The organism is Rhizobium leguminosarum, from assembly GCF_002953715.1.
Classification (GTDB): domain Bacteria; phylum Pseudomonadota; class Alphaproteobacteria; order Rhizobiales; family Rhizobiaceae; genus Rhizobium; species Rhizobium leguminosarum_V.
Genome location: NZ_CP025012.1, coordinates 3,094,932 through 3,113,721, shown reverse-complemented (window position 1 = coordinate 3,113,721; position 18,790 = coordinate 3,094,932). Strand labels below are relative to the sequence as shown.

19 protein-coding genes are annotated in these 18,790 nt (G+C 61.2%); 5 read left to right on the top strand and 14 right to left on the bottom strand.

Translation table 11 applies throughout. The features are described from left to right. The first annotated feature begins 68 nt into the window (after window positions 1–68). Window positions 69–611: an adenine phosphoribosyltransferase gene (locus tag CUJ84_RS15750; protein WP_003541749.1), complete on the top strand. Its 543-nt coding sequence runs from the start codon at window positions 69–71 to the stop codon at window positions 609–611. A gap of 24 nt (window positions 612–635) precedes the next feature. On the opposite strand, the gene CUJ84_RS15745 is transcribed toward CUJ84_RS15750, so the two are convergent. After that, window positions 636–1,103, bottom strand: a complete 468-nt coding sequence (locus CUJ84_RS15745) for a MaoC family dehydratase (protein WP_105006898.1) — start codon at window positions 1,101–1,103, stop codon at window positions 636–638. Further along, window positions 1,100–1,591, bottom strand: a complete 492-nt coding sequence (locus CUJ84_RS15740) for a MaoC family dehydratase (protein ID WP_027683577.1) — start codon at window positions 1,589–1,591, stop codon at window positions 1,100–1,102. The genes CUJ84_RS15745 and CUJ84_RS15740 overlap by 4 nt, the downstream gene beginning before the upstream one ends. Window positions 1,592–1,672: 81 nt before the next feature. On the opposite strand from CUJ84_RS15740, the gene CUJ84_RS15735 reads away from it, so the two are divergent. After that, complete coding sequence (locus tag CUJ84_RS15735; protein WP_105006897.1) at window positions 1,673–2,770, top strand: hypothetical protein; 1,098 nt, start codon at window positions 1,673–1,675, stop codon at window positions 2,768–2,770. Between the two features lie 194 nt (window positions 2,771–2,964). Here CUJ84_RS15735 and ychF read toward each other — a convergent pair whose 3' ends face one another. Continuing rightward, the gene (ychF, locus tag CUJ84_RS15730) at window positions 2,965–4,068 is read right to left on the bottom strand and encodes a redox-regulated ATPase YchF (RefSeq protein ID WP_105008206.1); all 1,104 of its coding nucleotides are present in this window, start codon (window positions 4,066–4,068) and stop codon (window positions 2,965–2,967) included. A gap of 265 nt (window positions 4,069–4,333) precedes the next feature. Here ychF and clpS point away from each other — a divergent pair, with 265 nt between their 5' ends. Then, complete coding sequence (clpS, locus tag CUJ84_RS15725; RefSeq protein WP_105008205.1) at window positions 4,334–4,645, top strand: ATP-dependent Clp protease adapter ClpS; 312 nt, start codon at window positions 4,334–4,336, stop codon at window positions 4,643–4,645. A 31-nt stretch (window positions 4,646–4,676) separates the two neighbouring features. On the opposite strand, the gene CUJ84_RS15720 is transcribed toward clpS, so the two are convergent. From CUJ84_RS15720 to CUJ84_RS15700, 5 genes are all read right to left on the bottom strand, one after another. Further along, complete coding sequence (locus CUJ84_RS15720; protein WP_105006896.1) at window positions 4,677–5,129, bottom strand: GNAT family N-acetyltransferase; 453 nt, start codon at window positions 5,127–5,129, stop codon at window positions 4,677–4,679. A 4-nt stretch (window positions 5,130–5,133) separates the two neighbouring features. Beyond that, a complete protein-coding gene (gene pth, locus CUJ84_RS15715; protein ID WP_105006895.1) occupies window positions 5,134–5,865 on the bottom strand; it encodes an aminoacyl-tRNA hydrolase in 732 nt (243 codons plus the stop codon). Between the two features lie 92 nt (window positions 5,866–5,957). Continuing rightward, on the bottom strand, window positions 5,958–6,671 hold the full coding sequence (locus tag CUJ84_RS15710; protein ID WP_105006894.1) for a substrate-binding periplasmic protein: 714 nt from the start codon (window positions 6,669–6,671) through the stop codon (window positions 5,958–5,960). A 25-nt stretch (window positions 6,672–6,696) separates the two neighbouring features. Continuing rightward, complete coding sequence (locus CUJ84_RS15705) at window positions 6,697–9,048, bottom strand: EAL domain-containing protein (protein WP_105006893.1); 2,352 nt, start codon at window positions 9,046–9,048, stop codon at window positions 6,697–6,699. A 184-nt stretch (window positions 9,049–9,232) separates the two neighbouring features. Further along, window positions 9,233–9,841: a 50S ribosomal protein L25/general stress protein Ctc gene (locus tag CUJ84_RS15700; RefSeq protein WP_105006892.1), complete on the bottom strand. Its 609-nt coding sequence runs from the start codon at window positions 9,839–9,841 to the stop codon at window positions 9,233–9,235. A 382-nt stretch (window positions 9,842–10,223) separates the two neighbouring features. Between CUJ84_RS15700 and CUJ84_RS15690 the strand changes: the two genes are divergently transcribed. Then, entirely contained in the window at window positions 10,224–11,771 is a 1,548-nt protein-coding gene (locus tag CUJ84_RS15690; protein ID WP_105006890.1) for a hypothetical protein, read from the top strand. A gap of 324 nt (window positions 11,772–12,095) precedes the next feature. On the opposite strand, the gene CUJ84_RS15685 is transcribed toward CUJ84_RS15690, so the two are convergent. From CUJ84_RS15685 to lgt, 6 genes are all read right to left on the bottom strand, one after another. Then, window positions 12,096–13,028: a ribose-phosphate pyrophosphokinase gene (locus CUJ84_RS15685; RefSeq protein ID WP_003561319.1), complete on the bottom strand. Its 933-nt coding sequence runs from the start codon at window positions 13,026–13,028 to the stop codon at window positions 12,096–12,098. 105 nt (window positions 13,029–13,133) lie between these two features. Continuing rightward, window positions 13,134–13,955, bottom strand: coding sequence for a hypothetical protein (locus tag CUJ84_RS15680; RefSeq protein WP_105006889.1), 822 nt, complete (start codon window positions 13,953–13,955; stop codon window positions 13,134–13,136). 91 nt (window positions 13,956–14,046) lie between these two features. Then, the gene (locus tag CUJ84_RS15675) at window positions 14,047–15,198 is read right to left on the bottom strand and encodes a M24 family metallopeptidase (protein ID WP_105006888.1); all 1,152 of its coding nucleotides are present in this window, start codon (window positions 15,196–15,198) and stop codon (window positions 14,047–14,049) included. Between the two features lie 5 nt (window positions 15,199–15,203). After that, the gene (gene pgeF, locus CUJ84_RS15670; protein WP_027683589.1) at window positions 15,204–15,998 is read right to left on the bottom strand and encodes a peptidoglycan editing factor PgeF; all 795 of its coding nucleotides are present in this window, start codon (window positions 15,996–15,998) and stop codon (window positions 15,204–15,206) included. Between the two features lie 111 nt (window positions 15,999–16,109). After that, a complete protein-coding gene (locus CUJ84_RS15665) occupies window positions 16,110–17,210 on the bottom strand; it encodes a class I SAM-dependent methyltransferase (protein ID WP_105006887.1) in 1,101 nt (366 codons plus the stop codon). A 19-nt stretch (window positions 17,211–17,229) separates the two neighbouring features. Next, complete coding sequence (gene lgt / locus CUJ84_RS15660; RefSeq protein ID WP_105006886.1) at window positions 17,230–18,078, bottom strand: prolipoprotein diacylglyceryl transferase; 849 nt, start codon at window positions 18,076–18,078, stop codon at window positions 17,230–17,232. Window positions 18,079–18,280: 202 nt separating this feature from the next. Here lgt and CUJ84_RS15655 point away from each other — a divergent pair, with 202 nt between their 5' ends. Beyond that, complete coding sequence (locus CUJ84_RS15655; protein ID WP_105006885.1) at window positions 18,281–18,541, top strand: accessory factor UbiK family protein; 261 nt, start codon at window positions 18,281–18,283, stop codon at window positions 18,539–18,541. Window positions 18,542–18,790: the final 249 nt, after the last annotated feature.

Here is an 18,790-nt window from a genome sequence, read left to right as displayed (position 1 = left end):
TGTTGGTTCCGCCCTTGGCAATTGATAGGGTGCGGCCAATTTCATGCGTTCGCAGATATGGATTTTCCATGAACAATACGACTTCGGAGCTCGCAGCCAGCATCCGCTCCATTCCCGACTATCCCAAGCCCGGCATCATTTTCCGTGACATCACCACGCTGCTCGGAAACCCTCGGGCTTTCCGCCGGGCGGTCGACGAACTCGTGCAGCCCTATGCGGGCACGAAGATCGACAAGATCGCCGGCATGGAGGCGCGCGGCTTCATCCTCGGCGGCGCGGTGGCACACCAGCTTTCCTCAGGCTTCGTACCGATCCGCAAGAAAGGCAAGCTGCCGCACGAGACCGTGCGCATCGCCTACAGCCTGGAATATGGCGTCGATGAGATGGAGATGCATCGCGATGCTGTCCAGCCCGGTGAGAAGGTGATCCTGGTCGACGACCTGATCGCCACCGGCGGCACGGCGGTCGGCGCGACGAAACTGCTACGCCAGATCGGCGCGGAAGTGGTCGGCGCCTGCTTCGTCATCGACCTGCCGGACCTTGGCGGCCGCAGGAAGCTGGAAGAGCTCGGCGTCGTCGTGCACACGCTGGTCGAATTCTCCGGCCACTGAGCCTTCGTCCTCCTGCCTGCAGTGTCAGTCGAATTCGAGCACGCCGCTTTCGAAGCGGATAACGGGATCGCTGTTTTGATTGACCCCCTCGCAGAGGATGGTGTTGAGGTGCCAGCCCGGTCGCGACGCGAGCGCTCGGCTGGAGAGGAAGGCGACGGAATAGGTGACGACGTCGCCGACGAAGACTGGCCGCAGCCATTGCAGTTTCTGGAAGCCGGGTGACGGGCCGAGGTTCGGCGACGTCAGGCCGTTTTGTGCGAGTGCGGCGCTCTGCTTTTCCCAAAAGGCGAGGAAGGTCCGCATCCAGGCGGCGGTGGTGTGCCAGCCCGAGGCGCAGAGGCCACCGAAGAGGGTGTCTTTGGCGGCTTCTTTGTCGACGTGAAAACGCTGCGGATCGTAGCGCGTCGCGAAGCGGATGACGTTTTCCTCGGTAAAGGTGTAGCTGCCGATCTCGGCCTTTTCGCCAACTGCGTAAAGCTCGGACATCCTCATGCAGATGTCTCCGGGCTTATGCCGATATCTGCGGGCCGGACGCGCATGCCGAACATGACCGAGTTCTCCGAGACGCAGACGAGTTCGCCGCGCTGGTTTTCCACCTCGTGGCGAAACTTGACGATGCCCATGCCGGGGCGCGAGCGCATCGGCCGGGCTTCGAGCACGGTCGAGCGGCCCGACAGCGTGTCGCCGGCAAGCACCGGCTTTCGCCATTCCATCAGATCGACGCCCGGCGCACCCTCGCAGAGCGAATGCAGCACATAGCTCTCGGCCATCATGCGCATGAACATCGAAGAGGTATGCCAGCCGGAAGCGGCAAGCCCGCCGAGAATGCTGGCGCGACCAGCAGCCTCATCGAGATGCATCGGCTGCGGGTCGAATTCGCTTGCGAACTCAATGATTTCCTCGGTGGTCACCAGCTTTGGGCCGAGCGAGAAGCAGCGGCCGGGCTGGAAATCCTCGAAGGAAAGCTTTTCTGCCGACATTCGCTCCTCCCGCCATATCCAGGGCACAATGCTTACAATAGCATCCGCGCGGGCTCAATGATTCCGGGGAGATAAACCGGCATGACGGAACTAAGGTCGATACTCGATGAGGCTGTGCGCCAAGAGCTGATCTCGCCGGAGGCCGGTGGGCGGCTTCTGCCGTTTCTCATCGAGCGCGGCGTGGCCGTCACCGAAGCGCAGCCGGCAATCGCAGCCGAGGGGCAGGCATGGTCGGATACCGAAACGCCGCGCTTCGTGCGCGGCTTCCACGATGTGCTCATCACCATCGGTGTCGTCGTGGCGCTCGGCGGCCTCTGGGGGCTTGCCGCACTTTATGCCGTGCTGCCTGCAATCATCGTGCTTTCGGAAATCCTGGTGCGCCGCCAGCGGCTTGCCCTGCCGGCCGTCAGCCTGACGATTGCGCTGTTCTGCTGGACATTCCTGCTGATGTCCTTCTTCTTCAAGCCGGGAACAGCCTTCTTTAATGACATCGGGGCGGACATGACGCAGTTCGCCGCCGGCTTCCCGATCATTCTCGGCCTCTACTATGCCCGCTATCGCGTGCCGTTGGCGTTGGCGCTCTGCATCATGTCGGCCCTGGCACTCGTCCTCACCCTGCTTTTGCGGCTCGTGCAATGGGCGAGCGGCGATCCTGCGTTTTTCGGCAACCATCCCATCGTGCTGGCGATCGTCGCCCTCATTTGCGCGCTCGGGCTGTTTGCGACGGCGCTCTATTTCGACATCGGTGATCGGTTGCGCCGGACGACACGCTCCGACGTCGCCTTCTGGCTTCACCTCGGTGCGGCCCCGGCGCTGCTCTTCAGCGTACGACTGCTGATTTCGTTCGACGGCAATTTGCTCGATGTTGCCCAGACGGTGTCGATCAAGACGCCGGTCGTCGTCATCAGCGTGGCGGTGCTGATGCTGGTCGGCCTCGTCATCGACCGGCGGGCCTTCGTCACATCGGGGCTTTTGTCGCTCGGTTTTGCGATCTACGGCATTTTCCGGCAGGGGAGCGCGACGGTCGATACCTATATCTTCACGACGCTGATCGTCGTTGGGGCGATCGTGCTCATCATCGGAACGGGCTGGATGCCGCTGCGCCGCATCGTGCTGCGGGCGCTGCCGGCCGCCATTTCGCAAAGACTGCCACCTGCTGTCTTAGCGGCGACCCCGTAAAACTTATGTCGCCCAATTCGCTGAACGGTTTGGGCGACAAGCATTGGTTGGGATAGCAGCGGTTTCCGGTTAGAGCGGTTCAGCTTTTCATGGAAGCGCAGAATCGTTCTAACCTTTTGTTTTCCCGCAATTCCCGGCAAAATTGCTTCGCGCTTTGCCTGGGAAAACCGCTTCGCACTTTTCCTGGAATTGCTTTAGGTATTGAAGCGGAAATGGATGACGTCGCCGTCCTGGACGACGTATTCCTTGCCTTCGTCGCGCGCCTTGCCGGCATCCTTGGCGCCGACTTCGCCGTTGTACTTGATGTAGTCGTCATAGGCGATGGTATTGGCGCGGATGAAACCGCGCTCGAAATCCGAATGGATGACGCCGGCGGCCTGCGGCGCCTTAGTGCCGCGCTCGATCGTCCAGGCGCGCGTTTCCTTCGGGCCGACAGTGAAATAGGTGATGAGGTGGAGCAGCTTGTAGCCGGCGCGGATCAGTCGGTCGAGGCCCGACTCGTCAAGGTCGAGGGCGGAGAGGAATTCCTTGGCTTCCTCTTCGGGAAGCTGGGCGACCTCAGCCTCGATCGCCGCCGAGATGGTGATGGTTTCGGCACCTTGTTCTTTCGCCATGACGGCGACGGCTTCGGTGAATTCATTGCCGGTCGAAGCATCGCCTTCGGCGACGTTGCAGACGTAAAGCACCGGATGCGACGTCAGAAGATTGAGGCTCTTGAGGATGACGATCTCCTCGGCATCGAGCGTCGATAGCAGCGTGCGCACCGGCTTGCCTTCGTTGAGCAGCTTCAGCGAGGCTTCCATGATCGGCAGCATAGCTACCGAATCCTTGTCCTTACCGGTGGCGCGCTTGCGCGTCTGCTCGGTGCGGCGCTCCAGGCTTTCGAGGTCGGCGAGCATCAGCTCGGTCTCGATCGTCTCGGCATCGGCGACAGGATTGATGCGGCCCTCGACATGCGTGATGTCGCTGTCTTCGAAGCAGCGCAACACATGCACGATAGCATCGACCTCGCGGATATTGGCGAGGAACTGGTTGCCGAGGCCTTCACCCTTCGAGGCGCCGCGCACCAGGCCGGCGATATCGACGAAGGAGATGCGGGTCGGGATCAGTTCCTTGGACTTGGCGATGTCGGCAAGCTTGCGCATGCGCGGATCGGGAACGGCGACTTCACCGGTGTTCGGCTCGATGGTGCAGAAGGGATAGTTCGCCGCCTGTGCGGCGGCCGTCTTGGTGAGCGCGTTGAAGAGGGTCGATTTGCCGACATTCGGCAGCCCGACGATACCGCATTTGAAGCCCATGGCTTGATCCATATCTATTTGTAACTTTGCCCTGCCTATGCGGGAATGGCCGCCCTGGGTCAAGGGTTCGCAACAGGAATTGAAGGTCGACGGCTCTCCGGATGACAGGAAGGTTGCGGCGATTCTCGAAAAACGTGGCCGGGATTGCCTCCTGCTTTCCGCTCAGTGATATTTACGTCATTGAACTGCCGCGTTTACGGTGCAATATATTGTCGGCGGACGTTTTCTCCGCCTTTTCCATGTCATCAACGGGTGGATTTTTCCGATGAGTGACAATGACATTGCCCTGAAACCGAAGACCAAGTTGAAGCCGAAGCTGGATAAGCCGAAGCTCTACAAGGTCATTCTGGTCAATGACGATTATACGCCGCGCGAACTGGTGATCATGATCCTGAAGTCCGTCTTCCGCATGAGCGAGGAGACCGGCTACCGGGTGATGATGACGGCGCACAAGCTCGGTTCCTGTGTGGTTGTGGTCTGCGTAAGAGACATCGCCGAGACCAAGGCCAAGGAAGGCATCGACCTTGCCAAGGGCATGGGCTTTCCGCTGATGTTCACCACAGAGCCGGAAGAATAGGCGCTTTGCCGGGGCAGTCCCGAAGAGGGGCTCAGCGCCGGCGGATCTGATAGCCGGTCTTGTCCTGGACGAAGCCGCAATTCTCGTAGAAGCGCAGCGTGGCCGGATTCTTGGAGCCGGTGAGCAGCATCACCTTGTAGCAGCCTGCGTTCCAGGCGTCTGCGATCGCGTGGCGGATAACGGCGCTGGCGTAACCGCGCTTGCGATGATCGGCGTGGGTGACGACGTTTTCGATGAGCCCATAAGGAGCGCCGCTGCGCGTCAGGTTCGGCGCGACGACGCTTGTGACGGTTGCGGCGGCGACATCACCGGCATAGCCGATGAACACGGTCATGCCCGGCTGCGCCAGAATGGCGGAGAAGCGTTCCTCGGCAAGTGCCTCGTCGAGAACCGGATCGGTCGGGCTCAGGTGACGGTAAAGCATCATGAGACCGGGGAGATCGCCGCGGGCAGCAGGGCGGATGATGAAGTCCCGGTCCGTCATGGCTTCAGTCGCCCTTGTTGCCGAACATCTTCTTCAACATCTCGGCCATCGGCCCGGTGGTCAGCAGCTTCGGCTGATTGTGGTTGCGGGCCTGATGGATATGCGACTGGCCGGTCGGCTTCTTTTCAGTATTCTTGTTTTCCTTCCGCGGTTTCTCCTCCTCGGCCTTGTCGCCGAGCGCCAGCGCGATCTTGTTCATCAGCTGCGAATCCTCGTTTCGCACCAGCATGTCGGCATTGTCGGCGAGCGTGTCGAGAAGCGGTTCCAGCCAGGCCTTGTCGGCCTTGGCGAAATCGCTGAGCACATGATTCTGCACCATTTCCTTGACGCCGGGATGGCCGATACCGAGGCGTAGCCGCCGGTACTCCCTGCCGCAATGGGCGTCCAGCGACTTGATGCCGTTGTGCCCGCCATGGCCGCCGCCGGTCTTCAGCCGCGCTTTGCCCGGGGGAAGGTCGAGTTCGTCGTAGATCGCGACAAGGTCAGCGGGCTGGAGCTTGTAAAAGCGCATCGCCTCACCGACGGACTCACCGGAGAGGTTCATGAAGGTCTGCGGCTTGATCAGCAGCACCTTTTCGCCGGCGAGCTCGCCCTCGGCGATCTCGGCCCTGAACTTCTTCGACCAGGGCGAGAAGCCGTGGCGCCGATGGATGGCGTCGACGGCCATGAAGCCGACATTGTGGCGATTGCCGGCGTATTTGCCGCCGGGATTGCCGAGACCCGCGATGATCAGCATGGCCTGTCTTCCCTCGCTAGAACTTCCCGCCGTTCACCACCGCGAAACGAAAGCAAAGTCAAGCGGAAAGGGCAGCAGCCCGTCGAGCAGGGTCATTCCGAGAGGTTCATGCCGTATTTCAGGAAGATCTGCTTCTGGTCGCCATCGGCGATCAGCTTGTCGAGGGCAGCCTGCATCCTGGCGAGCAGATCGGCCGGAAAGTTCTTCTCGCAGGCGATGCCCATCGGCTGGGAGGAGAGCACGGTCACTATCTCCACCGGCTGGTCGACCTTCAGCTTCTCGAAATAGAGTTCGGAGATCGGCATCATGTCGATGCGTCCGCCAAGCAGTTTGCGCAGCGTCGCGTTGAAGTCGCTGGCGACATCGAGCTTGGCGAAGCCCTTCTCCTTCAGGATCGTCTCGGTGTAATCCTCGCGCTGAGTACCAACCGTATATTTCTTCGCTTCGTCCAGATTGCTGGCGGTGACGCCCGAACCCTTGCGGGTGATCAGGATGTTGCGGTCGATGAGCAGCGGCTCGACCCATTTGAACAACGGGTCGCGCGCGCCGTTGTGGGCGGTCGCGAAGACACAGGTCATCGGCGCCGTGCGGGCAAGGGTAAAAGCGCGCGCCCAGGGCATGATCTCGATCGTGTAGTCGACGCCGATCGCCGCCATTACCTTTTCGACCTGCTCGACGGTCGCGCCCTTGATCTCCTTGCCTTCGCGGTAGTTGAAGGGGGCATAATCCTCGGTCGTGAAGGTCACGCTTTGCGCATAGGCGGTGCAGGGCAGCGCCAGGCATGCGAGAAGCAGGAGCTTTTTCATCGGCATCATCTCCTTCGTTCTTCGTTTACGAGGCGCGGGCGACGGCCGATTGCGAGGCCATCAGTTCCTCGATCAGCGTGGCTGCGTGCTGCGGACGGCGGAAGAGGTAGCCCTGACCATAGTCAAGCCCCATCTGGTGCAGCGTGCGGCATTCCTCTTCGGTCTCGATGCCCTCGGCAATGACGGTGCAATTCATCTTGTGGGAGAGCGTGGTGATGCCTTCGATTAGCATGCGGCTTTTCTGGCGCACGTCGTCGTCGCCGTCGTTGATCGCGCGGGTAAAGGACTGGTCGATCTTGATGATGTCGACAGGGAAGCGGTTGAGGTAGCTCAGCGACGAATAGCCGGTGCCGAAGTCGTCGAGCGCGATGCGGCAGCCGAAGCGGCGAAGCTCGGTGACGATCATGCGAATCTCAGGGTTGTCGTGCATCAGCACGGCTTCGGTGATCTCGACGACGATGCGCTCGGGCCGGATACCGTGACGACCGACGAAGGCGGCAAGACGGGCCGGCAGCGCCGGCTCGAACTGCAGCGGCGAGAAGTTGATGGCGAGATAAGTATCCTGCATGCCTGAGATGCGGGAAATTTTCGCGAGGTTGGCGATCGCCTTTTCCATGATGACGTTGCCGACCCGGACAATCTTTGCCGTCTCCTCGGCGACGCTGATGATCTCGGCCGGCGGCATCAAGCCCTTCTGCGGATGGTTGAGGCGCATCAGCGCCTCGAAACCGGCAATCCCGCGGCCGTTCAGGTTGACGATCGGCTGCAAGAAGGCCTCGAACCAGTCGTCGACGAGGCCGGCTTCGATGTTGGCCTCGATTTCGGCGCGGCTGCGGGCACGGTCGAGCATGGCATTGTCGAAGAGCTGCGCGCCGTTCTTGCCGTCGCGTTTCTTTGCATACATCGCCATGTCGGATTTCTGCAGCAGTTCGGCCGCGGTTGCAGCATGATGCGGATAGATGGCGATGCCGACGGAAGCGCTCAGATGCATGTCGGGGGCGAATGGCGTTTCGAAGATCGAGGCAATCTGCTCGCACATCACCCTGGCGCGTCTTTCGGCATCTTTCGCCGGCAGCAGGATGGCAAATTCGTCGCCGCCGAGACGGGCTGCCTCGTCGGAGGGGGCAAGATGGGCCTTCAGGCGCTCAACGAGCTCGACCAGCGCCATGTCGCCGGCGGCATGGCCCATATTGTCGTTGATCCACTTGAAGCGGTCGAGATCGACGAAGAGGCAGGCGAGTTCCTGGCCGGCGGCGTCGGCGGCGGCGATCTTGTTGTCGAGGACGGCTTCGAAACCCTGGCGATTGAGAAGCCCGGTCAGGTGATCAGTGATTGCCTGGCGGTGGTTGCGGTCCTCGGAGGCCTTGAGTTCGGTGACATCGGTCATGACCGATAGCGAGAGGCGGTCGTGAGCGCCGGCTCCCGCCTCCGATTCCGTGATGAGGACGTCCATGGTGCGGCCGTCCAGGCAGACAAACTTGACGGTGACGGTCAAGCCGCTTTCGGCCCGGCGGCGCTTGACGAATTTGTCGCGGGTGCTGGGGGTGACGAGATCGGCGAAGTTGCGGCCGATGATGGCAGCGCGGTTATAACCTGTGGCAAGCAGCCAATAATCGCTGACGGCGGTGATGCGATCCTCCTCGTCGAGCGAGAAGAGCATGGCGGGAGTCAGATTGTAGATGTCGGTGGCGCGGCGGTGGGCGAACTTCAGCTCCTTTTCCTCGCTTTCGAGTTTGGTCTGCATCTCGTTGAAGCTATGGGCAAGTCGTCCCATCTCGTCGTTCGACTGCCAGTCGACATGATGGCGCGAGCCCAGTTGGCGGGTGGCTTCGATCGCCGCCGTCAGCCGCATCAGCGGCTGGATGACGAAGAAGCGGTTGCCGATCAGCGCCGTGCCGAAAACGGTCAATACCGCAAAGATGAAGATCGAGATGAAGACGACCTCCTCCTGCTTCAGGCCGGAAAACAGGCCGAGCGCGGGATAATAGACGCTGATGCTGCCGAGGTTCTTCGGACCGTCGACGGTGTTGTAGATGATGGCGCGCGACACCTGCACCAGCTTGCCGTCGAAGGAGCGCGGAATGGTGGACTGGCTGACGTCGAGCTGGCCTGACTGGTCACGCACTTCGACCTTGACGATGGCGCCCTGGGAAACGACCGTCGCGCTGATCTGGGTAACGCTGTCCTCATCGAGGTCCCACAGGGGTTTGGCCAGCGCCTGGGCATTGGCGACAAGAAGAACGGAGATATGGTCGCGTATTTCCTTGTCGGCCCGTTCCGAGGAAAGAAAAAGGAAGAGAACAAAGAGGGGAGCGACAAAAACGAGCAGCGCTCCACAAACTATCGCAAAAAATCTGTTCTCAACGGAATTGTTCATGGTTCCGTCTACTCCCCAGGCCGGCCATATTTACTGTCGCGCGTTGAGGCGGGCTTCTTCGCAGCTGACGGAGCATGCTTTCACGAATTTGTTAAATGTTGCTGAAACGGGGCATTTCCGGGCAATGAAAAGCCCGCTTTCCAGGGGAAAGCGGGCCATATGCTTTACAAATTCGTCGAAGCGATCAGGCTTCGGCGTCGCCTTCCGCGGCAGTCTCGTCAATGCCGCCAGCCGGGGCAATGATGGTCGCGATCGTGAAGTCGCGGTCGATGACCGGAGTGACGCCCTTCGGCAGGGTGACTTCCGAAATATGGATGCTGTCGCCGATCTTCTTGCCGTTGAGGTCAACGTTGAAGAATTCAGGGATCGCATCGGCCGGGCAATGAACTTCGACTTCATGGCGAACGATGTTCAGAACGCCGCCGACCTTGAGGCCCGGGGACTTCTCTTCGTTGATGAAGTGAACGGGGATTTCGACGGTCACCTGGGTGTTGCCGGAGACGCGCAGGAAATCGACATGCAACGTGAAGTCACGGACCGGATCGAGCTGGTAGTCCTTCGGCAGAACCTTGTGCTTCTTGCCGTCGACTTCGATCGTCGCCACGGTGGTCATGAAACCACCGGCGTGAATGCGCTTCGTCACCTCATTGGTGTTGAGAGCGATGGCAATGGGGGCCTGCTTGTCACCATAGATGACAGCGGGAATCAAACCGTTGCGGCGAAGTTCACGGGCGGACCCCTTACCAACCCGTTCGCGCGCCTCGGCCTTGAGCTCGTAAGTTTCCTGGCTCATGGCTATTCCTTTCGAGGTTATTTGGAGAGTTCGGCGGCGGGCCAAAGCCTTGTTCCGACGAACCGGAGGCGGTATGACCCGACCTCATCCGCGTTGCCTCCAAGGGTGTCTACACGGACCGGTGGCCTATATTATAAGTCGATCGGAAACGCAAGTTGCGGATTCGGGCTGTTTTCCGGTTCGAAACCGCCTTCGAGCATCGCGTCGATCGTCAACGGTAAGCCGAATGCCGCATAGGAGGAGGCGATGTTCTCGCCGGCCCGAAATACGCGGCGGTATGAACGGCAAAATTGCCATTCTCTTCCACAGCTGAGGTTGACATCGGCGCGCTTCGCATCTTTGGATGGCCGCATTCAAAAAGGGGCTGAGGAGAAATCGGACTATGCGTCTCAAACTTGTCACGGCAACGAGCTTGCTGGCACTTTGCCTTGTCACCACGGCTCAGGGTGTCGAGATCAATCAGGATGGCGCCAATGCGGTCAAGGACAATCTGACGAAGCTGCTTCCCGAGGATCTTGCGAAGAGCGGCATGCTTACCGTCAATCCGGCTGGCTCCCGCTACGAGATCATTTACGATCTGGCGAAGCTGCTTGCCAAGGCCGATCCGGCGACATTTGCGATCAACGGGCTGACGCCGTTCTCGATGTTCGCTACGCCGCTCGACAGCGGGCTCTGGAACATCGAGGGTGACAACAAGCTCAACGTCTCCGGCCATTTCAAGGGTCCCGACCAGAAGCCGACGGATTTCTCCTACTCCATCGCTTCGCTTGTCTACACCGGCGTCTTCGATCCGGCGATCAGCTATCTGCGCTCCGGCACCTTCGCCGCCAGGGACATCAAGGTCACCAGCAAGTCCGACACCGAGGAAGTCCATGCCAGCTTTGCAGGGATGGACCAAAAGCTGACTTCAACGGACAGCGCAGGCGGCAACGGGCGTATCGATTTTGCGGGCAGCGGCTCGATGTCGACTTTCGTCGAGCAGGTTTCCGGCCTGCAAATGCCGCCCGTTGAAATCCGTGCCGACTCGATCGATTTCGATGCCAAGGTGAACGGCCTGCCGGCCAAGCAAATCCGCGAGATCGTCCTTTTCATTCTCGACCATCTCGAGGAGAAGGAACTAAGCCCAGAGAACAGCGACAAGATAAAGGGAATGCTCAAGCAAGCCTTTCCGATTCTTGCCTCGTTCAGCGAGACAATCGGGGTCAATAATCTGACCGTCAGCAGCCAGCTGGGCAATGGCGGCGTCAAGGCGTTCGGTTACAATCTGGCTGTGGACGGGCCGAGCAACGCTATGCGTTTCGGCTTCGGCATCAATGCGCAGGACATCAGCTTCGACAGCCCGCTGATGCCGGCAAGCTATTCGCCTTTCCTGCCGACCAATTTCGATCTGCAGCTCGCCATGCCGAATCTGGATTTCGCAACCTTCGGCGACGCGCTCATGGCGATGGATTTGAATGACAAGGCGCCGGAGACGAGCGGCGAGGAGATGGGCAAGAAGCTCTTCCGCGATGGCCGGCTCGCCGTCGAATTTCCGAAGGTCAGCGCCAAGTCCGATGTCTACGACGTCGACATGACCGGCAAGATCGAGGGACGGGTCGATACCCAGAAAGACTATTCGATGGAGGCGACGATCCTTGCCCGCGATCTCGACAAGACGATCGCTGCGGTTCAGGAACTTGCCAAGACGGATCCCGACCTCAACCAGGTCTCCTTCGGCATCATGATGGTGAAGGGGTTTGCCAAGACCGATGCAGATGGGCGCTCGCGCTGGGACATCAGCATCAGTCGCGATGGTTCCGTGGCGGTCAATGGCCAGCAGATCAAGGGGCCGGATGGTCCTGATCAGGATCAAGATCAGGGGCTGGAGCCAGACGCGCAGGAACCGGATCAGGGTCAGGACGCGGTACCTGCGCCGCCGCAGCAGCCTTGAGCGTTATCAATTGGGATCAGAAATGAGAGAGGCCGGCCTTGTGCCGGCTTTTTTGCGTCTTGCGTCACAAGCCTCGCCGAGACTAGAGCAGTACAGCTTTTAACGGAAGCGCAGGACCGCTCTAGCCTTTTGTTTTACGCAATTCCGGACGGAAAACCGCTTCGCACTTTTCCTGGAATTGCTCTAACGATCGGGACGGCGGTTTGCGAACGTGTCTCCGCGGCAATCAACGGTCAGCAATTCACGCGGCTCGGAGAGCATGCCCGGTAATAGTTTGGTCCATCTGAAGTAGACATTGAAAGAGCCGGTCGAACGCCGGCTCTTTTAATCGAAGAGGCTGGAGACGGACTCTTCCTGAGCCGTTCGGCTGATGGCTTCGCCGATCAGCGGCGCCGTCGTTACGACGCGGATATTGTGGGCCGATAGCACGGCCGTGGTCGGCTGGATGGAATCCGTGATGACGAGTTCGCGCAGCTTCGAGGAGGTGACGCGGGTGACCGCGCCGCCGGAGAGAACGCCGTGGGTGATATAGGCGGTGACGCTGGATGCGCCCTTGGACAGCATCGCGTCGGCCGCGTTGCAGAGCGTGCCGCCGGAATCGACGATATCGTCGATCAACAGGCAGTCCTTGCCGGCAATGTCGCCGATGATGTTCATGACTTCGGATTCACCCGGCCGATCGCGACGCTTGTCGACGATGGCAAGAAGACAGTCCAGGCGCTTCGCGAGCGCGCGGGCGCGAACCACGCCGCCGACGTCGGGCGAGACGACCACGACGTTGCTGAGGTCATAGTGGCTCTTGATGTCGCGGGTCAGCACGGGCATGGCAAAGAGGTTGTCGGTCGGGATATCGAAGAAGCCCTGGATCTGCCCGGCATGGAGATCGAGCGTCATGACGCGGTCGGCGCCGGCTTCGGTAATGAGGTTTGCGACCAGCTTGGCGGAGATCGGCGTGCGGCCGGAGGCTCGGCGATCCTGACGGGCATAGCCGAAATAGGGTAGGACGGCGGTGATGCGGCGGGCTGACGAACGACGCATCGCGTCGATCATGATCAGCAGTTCCATCAGATGGTCGTTGGCAGGAAAGGCGGTCGGCTGCACGAGGAAAACATCCTCACCGCGCACATTTTCCTGGATTTCCACGAAGATTTCCTGATCGGCAAACCTTCGAACACTGGCTTTCCCCAAGGGAACATTGAGATAGTTGCAGATCGCTTCGGCGAGTTGCCGGTTCGAATTGCCTGCGAAAACCTTCATTTTGGTCCGCCTGTTATGCGCTGATAGCCGCGCTTTTTAGTCAGCTTCCCCGTGAATGCAAGGGCAAAGGCGCCACAGGCTCCTATATTTGCAAAAAGTTTGTGACTAACCGCCTTGAGTCTGCCGCCAGGAGGAGAATTCCGCGATGGTTTTTGAGCCGATTTGCTGCATCACCGAGGCTGGAACGCCCGCCCAGGGATCGGCCGCGGCCGTCGGCACACTCTCTTGCCCCTGGATACGGTGCAGGCGGGCGCCGCCGCTGTCGAGAACGTCCCAGACATAGACCACGGTAACCTTGCCGTCGTCGCTGAAGGCGGAGAGATAACCTTTAAGGATGTAATCGCTGCTCGCATCGTTCGAGCTCTTGATGGAAAGGCCGTGCGCGCGCGCCTCGGTGCCGAGCTGGCGCGAGAGCGGTGTCACGGCTTGCACCGGCGCCCCGATGATCGGCAGGAAGCGCACGGTACTGCCGCGAACGGAGGAGGAACTGGAGGGGAGGGCGGCGGTCTGCTGCGGCTGTTGCGCCTCGGCCGGCTGAGCCGACTGTGCGGGAAGACTGCCACTTGCCGCCGGCGGTGGCAGCGATTGTCCGTCGATCGGGGCGGAGGCGGCTGGCGAGGAGCTGTTCCTCGACAGGGCGTCTGCCTGCTCCTGCATCGTCGTCGGCGGCGCGCCGGTGCCGGGCCGATAGGCCTGCTGCGACTGATCATAGGCTGGATGGTAGCCGCCCTGCTGCGAGCTTCCCGAGAAACTCGGCTGGCGGGTGCCCGCCAAACGCTCGGCTTCGCTCTGCGTCACCGGGCTCGACGACGCGCGGCCGGAGGAATCGCCGATATCGACCTGCGGTGTCAGCGCATCGGTAGTATTGCAGGCGGTCAGCAGAGCCATGACGAACAGGAGCGTGGGCACAATCGCAGCTCGCGTCATCCCTTGATCCGTCCTTCCAACAATCGCAATCAGCCCCACCCGAATTTATGCGGGTGGGGACGGTCGTCTGTCAATTCCGGATTCTCACCGGTCAAAGCCCGATGAAATCGAGCGGATGGCGCGACAAGGCGCGCGGCGCATCCGCTGTCGTCAGATAAGTCTGGCCGAGCGTCATCGCCGTGCCCGTATCGGAATCGGCGATGATCATGTGCACGAAGAGCGACATGTTCGGTTCGATCGGCTGCGGATTGCCAACATGGAACATCTGATGCTCCATCCAGGAGGGCGAGAAACGGGCGCCGAGCGAATAACCGCAGGCATTCAGCCGGTGGCGGGCCAGGCCGCGCTCATCGATGATCCTGGCATGCATGTCGAAGACATCGCCGAAGGTCTGGCCGGGCTTCAGCACGGTCTCGATCGCCTCGATGGTTTCGCGGCAGGCGTTGTAAAGCTCGCGATGGCGATGCGTCGGCTCGCCGATGACGATCGTCCGCATCATGGCGGCATGGTAATGCGCATAGGCGCCGGCCCATTCGAGCGTCAGCTGGTCGCTGGCGTCGAGCTTGCGGCGGCCGGCCTTGTAGCGGCAGAGCAGCGCGTCGGCGCCGGAGCCGATGATAAATTCGTTGGCGGGATAGTCGCCGCCGCCGGAAAAGATTGCACCCTGCATGGCGGCGAGGATATCGGCCTCGTCGGCGCTGGGTTTTGTCAGGCGGATCGCAGCATCGAGCGCATCGTCGGCGAGAACGGCGGCGCGTTCGACATAGGCGACCTCCGTCGGGCTCTTGATCAGGCGCAGGCGGCTAACGAGGTAGGAGGCGTCGACGATCTGGCCGAAGGTGGTCAATTGCGCGTCGAGCAGGCGGGCGACGCGGCCGGTCATGCCGTGCGTATCGTATTCGACACCGATGCGGGCGCCGAGCAGATCCATCTCGACCAGCAGGTTCTTCAGGTCGAGCGTCGGGTCGGCGTTGACCCGGTCGACCCAGATATGGATGTCCTCGAGGATTGAGGTATGTCTGGCCTGGCGAAGATCGGCCGAGCGGGTGATCAGCGCCATGGTGCCGTCACTCTTGACGACCAGCGTCTGGAAGAAGCAGTAGCCGAAGGTGTCGTAGCCGGTCAGCCAGTACATGCTTTCCTGGGCGAAGAGCAGCAAGGCGTCGAGCTTTTCTTCCTTCATCTTCTCGGTGAGGCGCGCAAGCCGGCTTGCGAATTCGGCCTTTTCGAAGTGCAGTGCCATTCTGCTCATGTCTCCCTGATTGATATCGCGGAAATCTGGCGGCCGTAATCCGGCTCCTTGCGATGTGTCGTCCTGCGGTAGGAAAAGAAGCGCTCGTTGTCCGGATAAGTGCAGAGGCCGAGGCTTTCGGCCCGCACGCCGGCTTTCGTCAGCCGGTCGACGGTCAGCGCCGGCAGGTCGAACATGGCGTGGCCGGGCGTTGCGGAAGGCACGAAAAAGCGCTCGTCGCCCGGGTTTTCGGCGACGAAACGCTCGACGAATTCGGGACCGACCTCATAACTTGCCTGGCTGATCGAGGGGCCGAGGCAGGCGACGATGCTGCCGCGGTCCGCACCCAGCGCCTCCATGGCGGCGACGGTATTTTCGAGCACGCCCGTCAACGCGCCCTTCCAGCCGGCATGGGCGGCGCCGATGACGCGATTGTCCGGGTCAGCAAACAGGATCGGTCCGCAATCGGCGGCAAGCACGCCAAGCACAATACCAGGGGCTGCCGTCACCATTGCATCGGCGTCGGGGCGGATGCCGTCATAGTCGGCGCCGATCGTCACGACATCGGGGGAATGGACCTGATGCACGGTTGCCAGCCGCTCGACCGGCAAGCCGAACCAGGCGGCGACGCGACGGCGATTTTCCAGAACCTTGTCGCGTTCGTCGCTGGAACTGAGGCCGACATTGAGGCCGCGATACAGCCCTTCGGAAACGCCGCCGGCCCGAGTGAAATAACCGTGCCGGATCGTGCTGCCCGCCGCCTGGTTCAGCAGCGCGCTTTCGATCGGTGCGGGAGAGGCCGCGTCCTGCATCTGTGATTCCGGGGTTTTCGAGGGGTTTGTTATTATCCCAAGCGCATCGCATATGCGGCGCGCTTCAAGTTCTTGTTTCGGGCGGATGTTGAACCAGCCGCGTGCGCCCTGTCAATCCACCGGACGAAAGGGCATGAGATCGATGGCGGGATAGGACACCGCCATCACCTTGAAGAGTTCGCCCATCCGGCCTTCACCGGCGCCGGCAAGCCTTTCGACCGCCGCCTGAATGACCTGCTGGGTGTGCGGCTCGCGATCATGGCCGAGAGCGGTTGCGCGCTCGAGGATGCCGAGGCCGGTCAGAAAATCACCTTGGTGCAGGGCGCCGTTCAGATGGAGGCCGGCCGCAAGCGCCGTTTCGGCGAGCTGCTGGAAGTCGACATGGCTCGTCAGATCGGCTTCACCTGGATGGGCGAGCGGCGGGTCGAATTCATGCATGCGCACGGCCTGCAGCGTATCGCCGAAGCCGGTGACGAGATGGCCGTAGTCGATCGTAAGCGCCGTGCCGCCAAAGGCGCGCAGCCGCTCGCAGATCGCCATCATCACTGCCTGGCGGGCAGGCGAGATCTCGAAGAGCGTGCCGACCGGCAGGTTTTGCACCGGTTCGGGCAGCAAGGAGGGATCGAGGCCGGCGACGCCGGCGGCGAAGGTCAGCTCGCCATCGACGTCAATGCCGACCATGCGCTCGCGGAAGCCCGTCGGCATGCGGACGAACTGGCGTATCGGGATGGCGTCGAAGAGTTCGTTGGCGGCAATCAGCGTGAAGCCGGGCGGTACTTCGTCGAAGCCATCGTGCCAGGTGATTTTCTCGCCGTGGGGTTCGAGCGTCTGGCTCTGGACGTCGCGCAGGCGCTCGCTGGTTTCGACGAGATGCACGGTCATGGCGTCGAAAAGCGGTGGAGCGATGCGGGAGATGACGCGCAGCATGTCGGCCATCATGGTGCCGCGGCCGGGGCCGATCTCGACGAGGCGGACGTCCGTCGGTGTGCCGTGGCGCTGCCAAGCATGGACGATGAAGACGCCGATCATCTCGCCGAAGATCTGGCTGACCTCGGGCGCGGTGACGAAATCACCGGAACGCCCGAAGGGCTCGCGGGTGCGGTAATAGCCGTGTTCGGGGTCTGCGAGGCAGAGCGAGAAATAATCGGTGACGCTGATCGGGCCGTTGGCCTGGATGATCGCCTTGATCTTTTCGCCTAGAGCGGTGGTCATGTCGCGCGTCCTGCCGTTTTCAGAGCTGCAGCGCAGCCTGGCGGCGGGCCCGCAGCATCGCCCAGAGGCCGAGTAGGATCATCGGGGAGGAGAGCACCATGCCCATGGTCAGCCAGTTCGTGCCGAGGAGGTAACCGAGCTGGGCATCAGGCTCGCGGAAGAATTCGACGAAGATGCGCGACAGCGCATAACCGCAAACGAAGACGCCTGTAATGAAGCCGGGGCTCTTCAGCGCGCGCATGCCGTAGACCAGGGCGGCCAGCACCAGGAGCAGCACGATGCCTTCGAGGCCGGCTTCGTAAAGCTGGCTCGGATGGCGGGCGAAGGGGCCGCCGGTCGGGAAGACCACGGCCCAGGGCACGTCGGTCAACCGGCCCCACAGCTCGCCATTGATGAAATTGGCGATGCGGCCGAAAAACAGGCCGAAGGGAACGACGGTGGCGACGATGTCGAACAGGCTCCAGATCGGTATGGCGTTGCGGCGAGCAAAGAGGATCATGGCGATCGTCGTGCCGGTCAGGCCGCCATGGAAGGACATGCCGCCGTTCCAGATCTCCAGCGCACGGACGGGACTGCGCAGGACGGCGGGGAGATCATAGAAGAAAATATAGCCGAGACGGCCGCCGAGGACGACGCCAAGCGCTGCCCAGACGATGAAATCGTCGAGCTGCGTCCTTGATATCGGCGAGACATTGCCGGGCCAGAGACTTTCGTTGGCGGCGAGGCGGCGTGCATAGGCCCAGCCGAGCAGGATGCCGGCGACGTAAGCGAGACCGTACCAGTGAATCGCCAGCGGACCGATCGAAAAGGCGATCGGATCGATATCCGGGAAAGGCATGATGGCAAGGAGATCGGCTGCTATCGGCAAGGTTTTCCCACCTGTTGAGTTGCGCGGAACATGCCGCTGCGATCCCGGACGGTCAAGTCCATTGTTCGTGATGGCGCGTTCCCGGCCGGTTCCGGCAAGCTTATCCCGTGCAAAGCGCTTGCATCGTCGATGGTGAAGCCCTACCTCAACTCTTGAGGCCCCGAAGGGCTGAATTCACCTCATGCGAAGGGAGAAAAACGCCATGACGACCGGAACGAACCGCATCATGGACGAATTCGCCAAGCTGATGACCGATGCGGCCGGTGCCGCCCAGGGCGTCCGCAAGGAGATCGAAACCGCCTTCAACGCTCAGGCCGAGCGTTGGCTGAACAGCATGGACATCGTCAAGCGCGAGGAGTTCGAGGCCGTGCGCGAGATGGCGATCAAGGCACGCGACGAGAACGAGGCGCTTGCCGCCCGCATCGCAGCACTCGAGGCAAAGCTTGCCGGCGAGGGCGTTTAAGTCCCGGTACGACACAGATGCGGCGTTGCCTTCATGCCACACGCCGCATCTTCCGTAAAAAAACCAGGTGAGTTTTCCACCTGTGGACACTGCCAAAAAAGCCAATTCGCAGAGTCGCTTATTCTCCCTTCTGAATTGAATTTCGAAGAGCCTTTCCACAGTGGCCGGTCCTATTTTCCGTTCGGGGGGCTGGCAGGGGGCAAGGGGCGCTATACACTGATTTTAAATGATGATTCGAAGCGACTTGGT